This window comes from Fructilactobacillus ixorae, assembly GCF_024029915.1.
Lineage (GTDB): Bacteria > Bacillota > Bacilli > Lactobacillales > Lactobacillaceae > Fructilactobacillus > Fructilactobacillus ixorae.
The window spans coordinates 230742-246161 of the sequence record NZ_CP097478.1 but is presented as its reverse complement, the minus strand read 5'-3'; the positions used below and the strand labels follow the sequence as shown (position 1 = coordinate 246161).

General features: G+C 40.2%; 14 protein-coding genes and 1 pseudogene. 4 read left to right on the top strand and 11 right to left on the bottom strand.

Translation table 11 applies throughout. The annotated features are described in order from the left end of the window. Positions 1-692 precede the first annotated feature (692 nt). Positions 693-1361 (bottom strand): Fic family protein, encoded by a 669-nt coding sequence (locus M8332_RS01130; RefSeq protein ID WP_353937855.1) that lies wholly within the window; start codon positions 1359-1361, stop codon positions 693-695. A gap of 84 nt (positions 1362-1445) precedes the next feature. Then, positions 1446-2040: pseudogene (locus M8332_RS01125) on the bottom strand (recombinase family protein). A gap of 732 nt (positions 2041-2772) precedes the next feature. Between M8332_RS01125 and M8332_RS01120 the strand changes: the two are divergent. Continuing rightward, complete coding sequence (locus M8332_RS01120; protein WP_252780351.1) at positions 2773-3270, top strand: hypothetical protein; 498 nt, start codon at positions 2773-2775, stop codon at positions 3268-3270. A 51-nt stretch (positions 3271-3321) separates the two neighbouring features. Here the strand turns inward: M8332_RS01120 and M8332_RS01115 are convergent, their stop codons facing one another. Further along, entirely contained in the window at positions 3322-5442 is a 2121-nt protein-coding gene (locus M8332_RS01115) for a glycoside hydrolase domain-containing protein (RefSeq protein ID WP_252780350.1), read from the bottom strand. A gap of 99 nt (positions 5443-5541) precedes the next feature. Between M8332_RS01115 and M8332_RS01110 the strand changes: the two genes are divergently transcribed. Both M8332_RS01110 and M8332_RS01105 read left to right on the top strand, forming a co-directional pair. Continuing rightward, positions 5542-6009 carry a helix-turn-helix domain-containing protein gene (locus tag M8332_RS01110; protein ID WP_252780349.1) on the top strand — a complete coding sequence of 156 codons (468 nt, stop codon included), beginning with the start codon at positions 5542-5544 and terminating at the stop codon, positions 6007-6009. After that, positions 5990-6298, top strand: coding sequence for an ImmA/IrrE family metallo-endopeptidase (locus tag M8332_RS01105; RefSeq protein ID WP_252780348.1), 309 nt, complete (start codon positions 5990-5992; stop codon positions 6296-6298). The genes M8332_RS01110 and M8332_RS01105 overlap by 20 nt, the downstream gene beginning before the upstream one ends. 298 nt (positions 6299-6596) lie before the next feature. Here M8332_RS01105 and M8332_RS01100 read toward each other — a convergent pair whose 3' ends face one another. The 5 genes from M8332_RS01100 to M8332_RS01080 all read right to left on the bottom strand — a co-directional run bounded on the left by M8332_RS01100 (position 6597) and on the right by M8332_RS01080 (position 10942). Next, positions 6597-7331, bottom strand: coding sequence for an LPXTG cell wall anchor domain-containing protein (locus M8332_RS01100; protein WP_289847037.1), 735 nt, complete (start codon positions 7329-7331; stop codon positions 6597-6599). 46 nt (positions 7332-7377) lie between these two features. Continuing rightward, the gene (gene rihC, locus M8332_RS01095) at positions 7378-8292 is read right to left on the bottom strand and encodes a ribonucleoside hydrolase RihC (RefSeq protein ID WP_252780346.1); all 915 of its coding nucleotides are present in this window, start codon (positions 8290-8292) and stop codon (positions 7378-7380) included. Beyond that, positions 8292-8687 carry a tautomerase family protein gene (locus M8332_RS01090; RefSeq protein ID WP_252780345.1) on the bottom strand — a complete coding sequence of 132 codons (396 nt, stop codon included), beginning with the start codon at positions 8685-8687 and terminating at the stop codon, positions 8292-8294. Before M8332_RS01090 ends, rihC begins: the two co-directional genes overlap by 1 nt. Positions 8688-8828: 141 nt before the next feature. Further along, entirely contained in the window at positions 8829-10088 is a 1260-nt protein-coding gene (locus M8332_RS01085; protein WP_252780344.1) for a NupC/NupG family nucleoside CNT transporter, read from the bottom strand. A gap of 29 nt (positions 10089-10117) precedes the next feature. After that, positions 10118-10942 carry a phosphopentomutase gene (locus M8332_RS01080; protein ID WP_252780342.1) on the bottom strand — a complete coding sequence of 275 codons (825 nt, stop codon included), beginning with the start codon at positions 10940-10942 and terminating at the stop codon, positions 10118-10120. A gap of 116 nt (positions 10943-11058) precedes the next feature. Between M8332_RS01080 and M8332_RS01075 the strand changes: the two genes are divergently transcribed. Continuing rightward, positions 11059-11679 (top strand): SGNH/GDSL hydrolase family protein, encoded by a 621-nt coding sequence (locus M8332_RS01075; protein ID WP_252780341.1) that lies wholly within the window; start codon positions 11059-11061, stop codon positions 11677-11679. 32 nt (positions 11680-11711) lie between these two features. Here the strand turns inward: M8332_RS01075 and M8332_RS01070 are convergent, their stop codons facing one another. The 3 genes from M8332_RS01070 to phoU form a co-directional block, all read right to left on the bottom strand. Continuing rightward, complete coding sequence (locus tag M8332_RS01070) at positions 11712-12929, bottom strand: PEGA domain-containing protein (RefSeq protein WP_252780340.1); 1218 nt, start codon at positions 12927-12929, stop codon at positions 11712-11714. 128 nt (positions 12930-13057) lie between these two features. Further along, positions 13058-14134, bottom strand: a complete 1077-nt coding sequence (locus M8332_RS01065) for a glycoside hydrolase family 73 protein (protein WP_252780338.1) — start codon at positions 14132-14134, stop codon at positions 13058-13060. A gap of 616 nt (positions 14135-14750) precedes the next feature. Further along, complete coding sequence (gene phoU, locus M8332_RS01060) at positions 14751-15416, bottom strand: phosphate signaling complex protein PhoU (RefSeq protein ID WP_252780337.1); 666 nt, start codon at positions 15414-15416, stop codon at positions 14751-14753. Between the last annotated feature and the right edge of the window lie 4 nt (positions 15417-15420).

Below are 15420 nucleotides of genomic sequence, written 5' to 3'. Positions count from 1 at the left end.
GATAAAAAACTATACATATTAAAATCAATAATTAGTTATTGGACTGCTTGAAATAACGAAAAATATTCTATTGTAAAATTCCACAAAAACAGATATTCAGGTGCATACATCTTTGGGACAAAGAAACTTAAAACATGATCATACAATCTAACAAGTGCTGTAACATGTTGAATAAATCCAGGTAAATTATTCAACTTTTCTTGATCATTTTGTATGTTATCAACTCGATTTTCATTGTCAAAAGCTTCCAATAAACCTATCTAGATATAAGTAACAATGAGGATAACAATAAAAGAAGAGATTATTTGTATTCCCTTATCCTTAGGAATTATAAGTAATATAAAATCTGAAAATTCGGTACCAAACTACACTTAGACCGATTGAAACAAATACGATCCAAAATATAACCAATTAATGTAATAGCAACAAGAATTGTAATTAACAATAACCTAATCAACAATTTTTTAGACTGAGACCACCATGGCCCCTAGGCTTGGGTTCGCATATTTTTTCCTTTAACCAAAGATTTTCCAAACAAAAAAAGCACGTCAATTTTTTAGTTATCATTAAAATAACAACTGAACAAAAATGAGGTACTTAATGAACAAAAACTATCTTTTCTTTCCCTTATTATGGCTTAAATCATCTTGAAGAGATTTAGGTTGCTTAACTAAAGTCTTATTTTCTTTTACTCAAACTCCTTGCACTCCATGATTATAAGTCCATTTTTTTAATTTGTTTATCTTGCCGGTTCGATAATAATTACTGATGAGCGTAGTCCATTTACCCCATTTGGTTAATGGAACATTAATTAAACCGGCTCCCCCATCAATCATGATTTTGTTAGCTGCTAAAACTGCAGACCGCTTATTTCCGTCCCAAAAAATTTGATTTCGCATGTTGTGGTACATAATCGTGAGCGCCCGATCAGTAGTACTTAAGCTAGTATCTTGTAAAGTTTTATTTAAAAAAACCTGTTCTTGCTTTTCATTAACTAGCGGAGGTTCGAATGACTTTCCTAAGCCTAAATCAACATTCCCAGCTCCCGATCGAAAACTACCCGGATCCAGTGAATCTTCAGCGGCCACAATACGATTAATTTCTTTTTCGACCTGTAAATCTAGGGGATGACTTAAATTAGTAATATATTGCCAGCCCCGTTTTAAATTAACAATCGTTAAAATATCTGCAACCGGGACGCCCTGGACACTCATACCATCAATGATCATTTTGGTTTGCGTTAACGTCGTTTTGACTCCTTCAAAACGAGAAATAGTGTGTACTAGCTGGATCAAGGTGTCCTGGGCGTAACGTCTGTTTTCTGCTAGATTAAATTCATATTTATCGGGTAAATTTGCCAAGCTGGCCACCTCGTGTTTCTTAAAGATAACGCGCTGAATATTAATTTGTTAACCCAATAAAATAGTTATGCGGATCTGACTAGGTTAAATGATTCCTTTAGCTTCAAATTTTTTCCGTTTATTGTAGACAGTTTTCCGACTGACTCCTAATTTTCTAGCAATTTGACTGTTCCCTAAACCAGCATTAAACATGTTGATCATACCTTGAGCAATTAATCGACCCTGTGGGTCCTTTGAATTGAGTGAGTATTTATTATCCCTGCCTCGATATGAGCCATTTTGTTTTGCAAGCTCAATTCCTTGTCGCTGCCGTTCTTTGATTTTTTGGCGTTCTGCTTCTGCCTGGTATTTATAAATTTCAATGATGAGGTTATTTAAAAGTGCTTTTAGATTTGGATCCGTTACCCCCTCAAACGATGGTAATGATAATGGCCTGCTTTTCTCTAATCTGATTCATAACGCTCATAATATCCTGGTTATTTCTCCCTAATCGATCCAAAGCCACGACTTCATCGCCAACATGAATTATTTGCAAAAGCTTTTGCAATTCGGGGCGCTCTAAATTCTTTCCGGATCTTTTCTCCTGGTAAATTTGTTCGCAGCCAGCTTCTTTTAAAGCCTTAAGTTATCGGTCCAAATTTTGACTAACTGAGCTTACTCTTGCATAGCCAAATTTCATAGCGGAAGCCCCTTACCCCAAAATTAAAATACACAGTATAATTAACCATTGATTTTATCATACCCAAAACCCACCAAAACGTACATAAAATATAGCGTTGCAAGGTAAAGAAAAAGTGTACTCTAATTTGGGTAATTAGGGTACACCCAAAAGACACATAAATATTTTATCTTATCCATTAAACAATCTGGAATTCTCTTTTTTTCGGCTCAAATAATTTCCCTATCATTAATGTTATACTTTTAAAACTAAGGGATTTAATTATTAAAAATAGGACTATTATGGAATATAGAAACATTTAATTGCAGAAATTCTGAAATTTGATGAAGACATTAGCTGTAATTTATCAAATACAGCTTATCTTCAAAAAGCACCAGTTAATTCAATGGACGGAACATAAGTTATCAATTGGTTTTGTATCACATAAAATTTGTCAATTTGGTAATTCGGGTGAATCAAATTTGGAAAAAAATTAAAAATTAAGTTGCAAAAGGAATTCGATGAAATTTGAACAAACAAAAAATTCCTAATCAACAAAAGAATTATAATTTTTTTATTTGTTAGTAGATAATTTAATATATTTTTTATCTTTGTTTTTGAAGTGTATCTAAAATTTGCAATTATTAGTTCAGTAAATATTATGGAAGTAGATTATAGTGAAAAATGTATATTATATCTTATTTGAAGACTTATTGATTAACCCGTATTAGATTTATAAATGGAGAATAACTAATGAAAAAACATAAAACTATGATTACTTACTATAGATATAAAAAAGTCATCAAATCAAGTTTAATTATTTTAAGCATATTAGAAATAATATTAACTATTATTAACTTGGGATTAATTCTTACAAACAATGTTACAATTAATTTTTTCCTTTTTTTTATTTTGGGATTTGAATTATATTTGCTTATGTTGTTTTTATTGACATCATTGGGGAAAAAAAGAAGAAAACGAAATCTTAGGAAAATGGATCTAATTGTTAAGGACTATATTTATTTAATTTTAATGAAAAGAAAAAAAGTATACTATATTTTATTTATAACATCTATAATTTTATTTATACTTATTGTTTTTCAATATAATGAATTTAAGCCTAAAATATTTACTTATGTTCTTCTTTTTCTTTTATATGGTTTTATATCTAGTGAATTTTGTTTATTTATATTTTTATCGTCTTTTCTTAAAAAAAGAGAATCACATATAAAAAAATTAAAAAATATTTAAACTAAAAACGGTAATGAGGATATTAATTAATATCTTCATTACCATTTTAAATTATGACATAATACCATAAATATCAACACAGATAGAAGCAAAACCGCTAGCTACTGTTGCTAAAGTAAGTGGGGAACTAGCAATAAGAATAGCCCCTCCAATTACTACAAATGCAATAATAACAGCAATAACAATTTTTGACCATTTTGCTTTTACAAAATCTATAGCCTCAGCATATTGTTTTACTACCGGAATATTATATGGCTTAATTTTTAAATCAATTTGTAAATTCCCTTCTGTAGTATAGTCATCATTATTAATTTTAACCTTGTAAATATTAATACTAAAAGATACGGTATAAAATCCGTCATCATCAACAGAATAAGAAATAGTTAATTCTCCATCCATGATATCTTTGGCTACAGAAAATTTTTTTAGACCACCAACAATAACATCTGATACTGGATTAGGTAAATTAAATTTATAAGCGATCCATTTTGAAACATCTGCTGTAGGCATTGACCCATTTGTAATGTTAAAAATATTACTACTATTTAAATTATAAATTTGATTTGTGGCAGTTAATACTACTTTTAAGGAATCAGAAAAATTAACTGTTGTAATCGGAGTATCTATTTCTAATTCAGTATTGTTAGTAATTGTTTGCACAACATCAAGAATAGGCTTGTAATTTGTCTTTTTAACAAATTGATTGGTTCCTGTATTTCTTCCTGATGATGCATCTTGGTCAGTGGCAATCCCAGCAAAATTATACTCAGTAAACTGGTCAATTGCCCAATTTTTTGGCATTTTATAACCCAAGTTACCACTGTATCCAGTTGACATGTCAGAAACAAAAGCATTTACGGCATAACCATGGTCTAAGGCTTTTGCACAAACATTTCGAGTTCCATAAGCACCTACTTTGTAATTATTACCCAAATGGCGTTTAACAGCTGCCAAATAAGGAAGAACGGTCCCAGGAATATCTCCATCCAGAATATCAGTATCCACAGCAAAATAAATGGTAGTTCCTTCAGGGAATCCCAATCTAGCTGCAGCTGAAGTTGCAATATTGGCATCATGACTTCCTTGAGATGAGGTAAAGTACGATTGATCGCCATCATTATCTTGGTAAATGGGGAAAATTTTTAATCCAGCATTGACCAAACCTTCAATTTCACCAGTAGTTAAGTTTTTACGTCGTCTATCTGCACCAGGACCCACCGTTCCAGTTAAATAACGACCAATTAAATTAAACCCATAACTTTTGAGTTTTTTAGCTGTTGAACTGGAGACTTGGAATGAGGTATCACAAGCGTCGGAGTCACGGTTAATATCACCATTGGAGGTTAATAATCCTTTAATTACAGCTAAGTTAGCGGAGCCATTGTAAGGCGGAAGCTTCATGAAATTCCGAAAGTTCAATACGGCATTAGCTACGTTACTTTCGTAAATCCCGTCAAAGGGTCCATCGTAAAATCCGTTTACCATTAAACCATATTGAATCACTTTAACAATCGGTCCACTAGTCCCTTGATAAATCGTTGGCGTTAATCTCACTGTACCAGGACCATAAACTCCATTTGCCTGATTAGTAGACATACCTTCGGCTGCTTGTAGAGCATAAATTAAGGCGGTGTTAGTGTTTCGTTGATAAAGGCCATCGGTAGGAACTAGGCCTAAATCATCACCAAAGTAACTAAGATAGTTATGATTCAGGTATTGTTGCATTTTTCGAATAGCAGTAGTTCCATCACCTAATAATTTAAAGGCACTCATATCAAACAAAGCGGCCATTAAGGACACCGTTAAATTACCATTGGGTAAACCGGCATCTTGGCGTAGTTTGTCCACGGCAATTTGAGTATCCTTAGAAAATTTAGTGTTAAAGGCAGCTGGACTATAACCTTTACACCAAAAAGCACCTTGAATTAATTTAGCGATGTTGCCTTTATAACCTACCCGATATTTAGCTACTTGGCCTGCTAAGGCTGACTTAGTATGGTCCCCAAAGCCACTGGATACAGGATTAATGCCTAATTCGTGCTGTAATCCTTCACGTAAAGCATAAATGGTTTTCCAACCAGTTTGTCCATTTTCATTAACCTTGGTGTAGCCACTTACCTTTCCATACTCTGAATTTAACCATTTTTGTACTTTTAAAACTTGTTGATCCATGTTCATTTCCTCCATTTGTAGAATTTGATTTGAGTAATTAGTACTAATTAAGCTATGTAATCTATAATTACGTCGCTTATTGTAGACGAATGGTCTACAATGGTGACAAATAAAAAGCCAACACGTCTGTTGGAGTTATTTGTTCTTAGTAATCAATTAGATTACAGGGAACATTGTATATACTTATTTTCTAAATTTCAACAAATAAATAGAAAAATATTCTATATAACTGAAAGGAAAGTGCTGAAAATGTCGATTTATCAACGGATTAAGGAATTAGCAAAAAACAAAAATATTTCCATTCGCGAATTAGAACATCAACTGGGGTTTCCTAATGGAACTTTACAGAAGTGGGTTGATAATGCTAATTCACAAAAATTAAAGAAAGTAGCCAATTACTTTAACGTTTCCACTGATTATCTCTTGGGGAACGGGGAACGACCGACCGCTGATTTAGACGATTTAGAAACCATTATGATGTTTGGAGGAAAGCCAGTTCCAGAAGAAGATAAGCAAACTGTTCTGGAAATTTTAAGGAGGCTCAGAGATGCAAGAGATCATAAATAACCTGTTTAACTATGCGTTAAATCATGATATTGGTGTGGTGTACACTGATAAGTTGATGCCAGAAACAAAGTCATTTGCTGACATTCCTACACGATCGATTGTGATTAATGCAAACGAGCCTAATCAGCAACAATTGCCCCTCATTATTGCTCATGAAATTAGTCATGTAGTCCAGTGTGATACGAATGATGCTCAGTTAAACTTCTCTACGGCGCTTAAACCGCATTATGAGCAAAAAGCTAACATTGGGGCCATTGACTTATTAATTCCATTTTATCATAGAAGATAAAGAACTCTATCAAATTAACGTGGACGAGTTTATGCAGCTATTTGCAATTCCCAGTTCTTTACGGGATATTTGTATTACAGAAATGAAAAAGAACATTAACTAAATAAAAGAAACCAGGATTACTAATTATTTTAGTAGGGCTGGTTTCTTTAAATTTTATAAGTAATTGAATAAATTGATTACTATTTTTACTAGCTAGAGGTCCCGTAGGTTAATCGAATAAAGTTAATTAACTAAATTTTAATAATATTCTGGCAGTTTAAATACACTCAAAATTCACAAAAAAGGAGAATGTAAATTAGTTCACTTCTTTTTTACGATGGCCAACCAAACCAAGACTACCTAAAATCCCAGTAATTAATAGCAAAATCCCAATGGATTTATCACTATTATTTTCATTTTGTCCCGTTTGTGGAAGAAGCCCGCTTTTAACTTCTTGTTTCTTATCCATAGTTGAAACTACCTGTTGTACAGTAATTTTGACACTCGGAGCATCCGGTTGTGACAAATTACGTTGAACAGCTTCCTTAACTGCTTTTTTTACACTAGGTTGTACTCGTCCAGGGGTAGTCTGCTTAACAGGAATAGGTGTAGGACAATTTGGTAATACAGGAGTAATCGTAGTAGGACAGTTAGGAGCAGGAGTTACCGGTTTTGGAGTATTCGTAAATACTTTATTTGTTTTAACAATCTGGTCATTGTAACTTTCCTCAGCGATGTTTGTAATATTTTCGCCAGTTGCAATCCGCTTAACTTGAAAATATGCATTCCATTTAATTTCATTTTTTCGGTTAACATCGTCATTGATAATATTTAAAAAATCTTTATTAGCGCTAATGACAACTTTTCCATTATTCCGATCTAAATTAAATGTAAAGTATTTATTAATATCAGTTCCCGCATGGATAACGGTCCCATCACTCAAAGTAATGTCAGAAATAGCATAAACTTGCCATTGGCCAGTAACATGATCTTGACTTGGTACAGAACAAAAATTTAAATAAAAAAGAACCCTTAAATTGTAATTTCCAATTCAAAGGTTCTTTAAAATTCAATTTGAGCTAACACATCACCACAGCCTACTTCATCCCACGCACCTGCGCAATAAACCACTGGTTAAAGGCGGCTGCATCAATGGCCGTGCCGACGAGGGCATTGGTCCGGCCCTGGTGATAAGCCCCACGCACATCCGCAACCGTTTCGCCAATCGCTGGACCGGTGGTCTGAATGTCAATCCAGTACGGCGCTGTGGTCACCGCTTCCGGATGTCGCAGGTAAAAGATCGTATTCACATCGTGCATGGCCACTCCGGCCGTACTCTGATCCCCATCGCTACTGATGATATCATGGAGCATTTCCCCCGCGCGGTTCAGGGTCTTGATTGTTGCCAACGTTGCCGGTGTCAACAAGGCCTGCAGGGTCACATCTAAGCCAATCATTACAATGGGAATGCCCGCTTGATACATGATTTTCGCCGCATCCGGATCGGTAAACACGTTAAATTCGGCAGCGCTGGTCATGTTTCCCTTGCCCAGGGTGCCACCCATCGCCACAATCTTTTTAATTTTCGGTTTAACCGCTGGATACTGGGCCAGTAACAAGCCAATGTTCGTATACGAACCCGTGGGCACGAGGGTAATTGGTTCGGGACTAGCCATGATCGTATCATAGAGCGCCGTGACCGCCGTCTTAGCAATGGGCGCCATCTTCGGGGTCGGAAAATCATAGCCCCGCATCCCAGATTCCCCATGAATCCTGGCGGCATCCTCAAACGGTTTAATCAGTGGTTGGGCCGCTCCCGCGGCGACCGGAATTTGCTCGGCCTTGCCAAAAAATTCCAAGATTTTCAGGGCGTTTTGGGTCGTTTTATCCACCGTGACGTTCCCAGCCACCGTGGTCACCAACTGCACGTCTAACGCTGGATGGTTAATGGCCACCGCCAGGGCCGCTGCATCATCAATTCCGGGATCCGCATCAATGATCATTTTTTCCATTACGATAGTTCTCCGTTGAGAAATTGTTGCTTTCCGTTTCCGAAACTAAAGTCTTCCGCGTGGTTCGTGGCAAACACAATCATAACGTCTGCTGGATCCATGCCCAGTTCCTCGTGAAAAGCCTGGGCCATGTCCTGGCAGTATTGCTTCTTTTGCCCCATGGTCCGTGGCGTTGATAAAATCTCAAATAACAAAATGTCATCACTCCGTTTGATGCCTAAACCGGCATCCATCAGTTTCATTTCGTATGCTTCGTGTTGCGTCACCACTTGGAACCGGTCATCTTCTGGCACCCCGAGGTCTTTACGCGTTAGGTCATACGATAACTGCATCACCCGTTTAATTTCGTCCGGTGTCCGCCGGCCCTTTACCATGTCAATCCGCATTAATGGCATTTCCTTCACATCCAATCTCTTAGTTTGCCTCTATTTTAGCATAGCTAACCCATTTTACCGGTCCAAACGCGTTGGCCACTAAAAAAACGCCCTTGCTTTCGAAAGTGGCGTTTTAATTTATTCTATAAATGTAAGGTTCGTTTACCAAACGAAGAGGCCCACAATTCCAGCGGACATCAATGAGACTAAGATTCCCGACAGGAAGAGGTACACGATGTTTTTGGAAATAAAGTCGTTCTTTTCCCGACTTACAATTCCCTTCAAGCAACCAACGATCATTCCCACCGTACTGAAGTTCGCAAAGGAAGTTAAAAAGACCGTGAGCTGAGCTTGGTAGTGGGGACTAAAGAAGTGGTGGTTATTAATGTGGGGCGCAATCTCACCCATTACCACGAATTCGTTCGTCACTAACTTTGTTCCCATGTATTGAGCAAACTGGAAGGCATGGTTGACATCTAAGCCCATGAGCCATGCAAATGGGAACATGATGGTGCCCAGGATGTGTTCGAGTGACAACCAGGGATTGATTAACCCTAATAGTTTACTGATCAAAGCTGCCAGTGCTACGAACGCAATTACGTTGGCTACGATGATTAAGATCAACTTCCCCGCTCCCAAGATGGAATCCCCTAAGAACGAGAAAAACGGTTCTTTGTGGGGTTTTTCGGGACGATCCGCAACGGTCTCTTCTGCAATTTGTTCGTCCGCAGCCGAGCTTCCCCCAAACTGATAAATGACGTCTTCATCGGGACTAACCCGAACCGGGTTTAGCAGGTTCGTAATGATGATGGCATTCAAAATGTTCAAAGGAATGGCCGTCAAGACGTACTGACCGGGAACCATTTGGGCATACGCTCCCACCATGGCGGCCGTGATACATGACATGGACATCATGGAAATCGTTAGGACCCGTTTAGCTGAGATGTTCTTTAACTGTAAACTGGAAACCGCCATGGCTTCTGTATTACCCAAAAACATCATTTCAACGGCATAGAATGATTCGAACTTCGGTTGGCCAGTCACAAAGGCCATGCCCCGGCCAATCCACTTGATACAAAAGGGCATGATCCCAAAGTAGGTTAGGATATCAAACAACGGCACAATCATTAAGATTGGCATCAAAGCCGCGGTAAAGAAGTTCATTTGCTTTACGTGAACCCAATCTGGAAACGCAAAGGCAATCCCAGTGTACGAAACGTTTACTAACCACTGGAATCCCTCGGCCACGCTTTTAACTAAGTCTCGACCCAAACTAAAGTTGGTCAGCAGGTAGGCCACCACTAAGTTTAGGACCAAAACGATTAACACCGAACGCCAGTTGACGTGTTTATGATCCTTCGAAAACAGGAAGGCAATTCCTAAAAAGACTAAAACCCCAATAATATTAACAAGTAGATACATGTTAAAATCCTTTCGTTGTACGGCAGCAGCTAATCGACTATTACTTCTGAGTTGGGTAACAAGTTATGTTTGGGCGAGATTACATCCTGTTGCAGGCCAAGGGCAGCCAAAACGGTCCCTCCGACTTCACACACAAATGGTTTATCCAAGAGATGTTTGGCTTTCAGGTTCTGATTGTAGAGCATAAACGGGAGAATTTTATAAGTCGAAAAACCGTCTTTAGAGCGGTTATCCCCCACGCGACTAGAAACAACCATCAACAAGTCATCGGCATGTAACTGCGCCATCACCTGGTTTAAGGACTGATCCACCTCGTTTAGGGCATCCGTAAAGGCTTCAAACTCATTTTCCTGGGCGTACGTTTGGAGACTAGGAACCTGGAGGTAAAAGAACCCGGCTTGGTTCTTTTCTAACTGGTGCTTTAAAACTGCAAAGGCATCCTGATCGTTACCGACTTGAATGTGCCGACTGTGTTCCTGCGAGAACAAGTAGCTCACAAACCGAGAAATCGTAATGGAATTAGTCCGTTTGCCGACCTCTTCAAACACACTAGACACCCGGTAACTCAAGGAACAATCAAACATCTCGCGCAGACCCGAACACGCCTTATTTACAATCGAGCGGGTTCTGGTGAGGCCGTACGTCGCAATCGGCGGATGCTCGGATTCCTCATCGCTATCAAAATAAACGTTAAACAACCCTAACTTATGAAAGGTTGGTAACGCCGATTCCGCTGATTGGTTTAAAACGTGAGTCAACAACGTATCATTATCTGAATTATGTTGAGCAGACTCATTGTCAGATCGCAGTCCCAAGGCGGCCAAATCAACTAATATAACTCGTTTATAACTCACTTGTTTGCCCTCCATAGAGTAATCATCTTACGCTTAATAATAACTTAATCTTTCTCTCCTAGCAATAAGGAAACCTTCGGATTATGTTAAGATAAACAAAAACACCGGAGGACCTTATGACTACTACCAAGCACTTAATCATGTTAGGTGATTCCATCACCAATGGGTTTGATGGAACGCGGGATCTGACCAACAACCTTTCATACTACTTACACCAATTTCTGACCGACTGGGACATCACCAATGCCGGTGTCAATGCGGGATCAATCACCGGGACTACCGAACGTGATTTGACCTTTCAGGTTGAAACGCATTCCTTTCAAGACTATCAATTAGCCACCCTGTTCTTTGGCACGAATGACTTTGCCCATGCGGACGCCCCGCTTTCCCAAGTTAGCCAAACATTAGCGACAAACATCACCCGGATCAAGGAGGAGAATCCGAACATTACCTTAGTCGGGATTTTGCCCCTTAAACGGTTCGATGGCGGGGTCGATAATCAAACCATCACGGGTCTTGGTCAGTACACCCTGGATGAGCTAGACGAGGCCCTCACCACCGTTTATCACCACTTTAACATTCCCGTGCTCGACTGGCGGACCGTTGCCCCAGACCTGTTAACCACTGACAACTACCAAACCACTCTAGCTGATCAGCGGTTACATCCCACTGCAACCACCTATCACAAGCTGGCCTTCATTCTTGCTGACTTTTTGCATCAACACCACCTCAACTAACTAAAACAGCATTCGCAACCGCGAATGCTGTTTTACTGCACAATTTGATTAGTTTGAATTACTAATGGTTGCCCGGCTCCCGCACCTACCCGAGCCTGATAACGATTATCGAGAGTTCCCGTCGTGTCGTTAACCTTCACGTCACTTTGAACGCGATACGTTACAAGACTCGCATTGTCATTCAGGGGCTGCACTGTTTCAATTTGAAGGTGAATGGTGCCAAACTGGAAATGACTCTGTTGGTTTTGCTTCACCACGTCGTTCAGCGCTTGGTAATAGGGATTATTCGTACCGTCCTGAAAACTTCCCGCCACGTTCTGGTCATCCAAACTCTGGTTTAAATTGGTAGCGTTTCCAATTCCGGTCCATAAATTTTTGAACAACTGAAAACTGTCGTCCTTACTAACCACACTCGGAAAGGTGTAACTAAGCAACTTCCCGTTATCCCGTTTCGTTAACGTCCGGTTCTCGCTTCTAACCGTTTGCCCATCCACGTTAACTTGTAGCCAGGTCGTGTTCTGCTGGTTCATTGGGACATCGGTGACGGCCCCGGTCCCATCGTTTGCAATCGTGCCCCGCCGTTGATCGTTCACATAAATTTCAGCTCCAGCTGGTCCCTTCACCCGAAACGATAACATCGCTAACGGGACGGTTACCTTTTGGTGTTCATTGGCAAAAAAACTGGTCTGTTTAAAGGCCGACAGGTGCTGACCATCAACCTCAGCGGTCACTTTGACGCTGTGAAAACCGGGAATGAGGTCCGGGGCTTGAAGTTGTTGCTCTGCATCTGTTTGCCCGATTGAATGGCCGTCAACTTTAATCGTGGCGCCAGGGGCGTTGGTCTGAATAATTGGTCGAATGGGCGTGATGGCGAGCCGATAGTGCGGAAAAATCCCAAAGTAGGTGCCCTTTTTCACCAAGCGGAACCCATTCGGAGCAGCATTATTTTGCGTTAACTGATCCTTTAGGACCGCTAATTCGTGGGGATGTTGCTGGTAGTAGTTCACCACTGGTTTCATGGTATCAGAGGTGACGGTCCCCGTTCGCCCGGTGATTTGTACATTATCCGCAAACGTCTTTTCCTGTTCGTTTAAAATACCACTGGTAATCCGTTCGACCTGCTGATCCTTCGCATAGTAGCGGGAGCCGGTAAACAATAATCCCGCTGCTACTAAAACCAGTACGAGGATTAGCAAAATCCGTTTCCAGGGCCAGGGGCGCGTGGGTTGCTCGTGTTTCGGTTTTGTCATTCATTAACTCCACTTTCAGTTTAATTCGGTTATCACGTTGCTGATTCTATCATACTATCCCTGATTAGTAGTCATTACGCTACGAAAAAAAGCATCTGATCAGACGCTTTTCTAAGTGCTATGGACAACTAATTATCACTCGAGGTCGATGGGTTCGCGTTCGGAGAGCTCGCCGCATTCGTCACCGTTGGCTTATTAACGACCGCCGGTGTGTTAACCGGTTGGACTTGCTTCGTGGGCGCCTGATTAAGTGGCGACTCCGGCAGCTTCGTTTGAATTGGCGTGGCCGCCTTTAATTCCACCTGCTTAGTTTGGGGTTGGTATGGATCACCCGTTACCGTAACTGGATCACCGAGCGTAGCCTCATTTGGATCCGCCTTGTCAGTAGGCGTTGTTGACGCCCCATGGGGATCAAAGGCCACCACTTGGGGAGCACGATTCCGATCATCACCAGTATAGTTAGCCACTGCGCTACTGTTATCAACGTTCGGCGTCGGGGTGAAATCAGTCGGGGCGCCTTTTGAGTACGGATCATTCTCATTTTGACCGTTCGGAGTGGTATTAGTGCTCGCTCCTGAACCAACTGGCCCCTTGTAATCATCCGGAGCATTGAACGCCTCTTGGTCCACCCGCTCCAAGTGATTTTGTTGAATACACGTAATCAGAGTTTGGGCATAATCTGGAGCAGTTGCATATCCGTCCTCATGTAGCGCATTGGCCACCGAAACGTAATCACGGACGCCAATTAAATTAGCGTACCGGGGATTGCTATGTAAAAAATCTCCGTAATCTTGGATACTCGTGGACCAATCGGGGTACGCCCGGAAGGCATCAGTGATGGTAACATAACCGCCTCCACTAAATTCCTGGGTTGGTAAAAAGACGGCTTGCCCGTTCCAGGCACCCTTGATTCCAAACAGGTTGTGACTTTGCGCGGCGAGTCCGGAAGTCCCCCAACCACTTTCAATAATTGCTTGGGCAATTGCAATGGAGGGAAGCACCCCATATTGCTTCCACGCCATAATGGCGCCGGGGCGAACCTGATTAATAAAATTGCGTTGCTGGGGGGCTAAATCTGCAAAGTCATTAGTTTGCGCTTGCGGTGCCACTGGTTGCGGGGCGGCATGAACTGTTTGATGGTTCAGACCACTCCCCGCCAATAATAACGATGAGAATAGAACCATGTGTAGTTTTAAAAATTTCATTAGCATGATCTCCTCTATCCAGAGCTGGACAGCACTTAAAAATGTTTCTAGACACGTTTAAATACGACAAAATTAAAAACTTTTGTCGTATTTAAGAAAACTATTATAATTATAGCACAACTAAATCTAGACATGTTTAAATCGCACTAAGATTAATATTTTTTTAAAAAAATGGGGTAATTCATATGAATTACCCCATTTTAGGCTGTACAATTCTTGGTACTAATGAACTCAGACACACACCAACTAATCGATATCATTCAAAGCAGAAATATGAGCTATGGGCGGATTATTTTCTAAGCTATGCAGCTTTAGTTAGCGCCGCCGTTAAAACCACATCAAGATGAAATTGAAAATAGTTTTACTTATGCTTTCAGTAATCGGCCTTTAGAAGGGATTAATAGAACCGCTGATGGTCATCATATTTTCCAGAATTAGAATCCTCATCTCATTTTCGTACAACTATTTCTCCCAAAATTATAAGCAAAAGGCGACAGAATCCGTTAAGGATTCTGTCGCCTAGAGTCAGACGCATTGATTAAATGATTTCATCATTAGTATCAGTTGATAAAGAGCAGTATCAGTTGATAAAGAGCCCATTTTGACACGCTTACTGTTATTCACCGGTCTCACCCAGCTCCACAACTTTACCAGTATCACTATAAATCAGGTACTCGGCAAGATTCACAATGTGATCACCAATTCGCTCTAACAATCGGATCACCATCAAATAACTAGATGCTGCCACTGCCGTTTCCGGATTTGCCAGAATTCCCTCCGTAATCGCCGTCCGGGTGTTTTGATAGTACTCATCAATGCGCCGATCCTCTTGCACAATTACCGGAGCAATCTGGGCGTCAAAGGTGGTATAGGCATCCAGGATTTCCTCGAGCATCTTGCGAATGTGCTTTGTAATCTTAGCAATCACGATTTCAACATCTGGAATCCGGGGATTTCCCTTCGCCTGTAAGGTTTCGCGGGCGATGTTAACCGCATTATCCCCGATTCGTTCCAGATCAGTACTCGATTTCAAGTAGCTAATGATAACCCGAAAATCGCGGGCCACCGGCTGTTGCAACGCAATTAGGTTCATAGCGTCCTTTTCCAGCTTCGTTTCGTTGCCATTGACCTCGCTGTCACCATCAATTACCTGGTTGGCAAGGTCTACATCGTGGTCAATGTAGGACTTCGTGGACTGGTAAATCTGCTCACTAACATCAACGCCCATGTCCGTAAAAATCTGCCGTAACTTTGCTAACCGATCATCAAACGTATTTACCATGTTA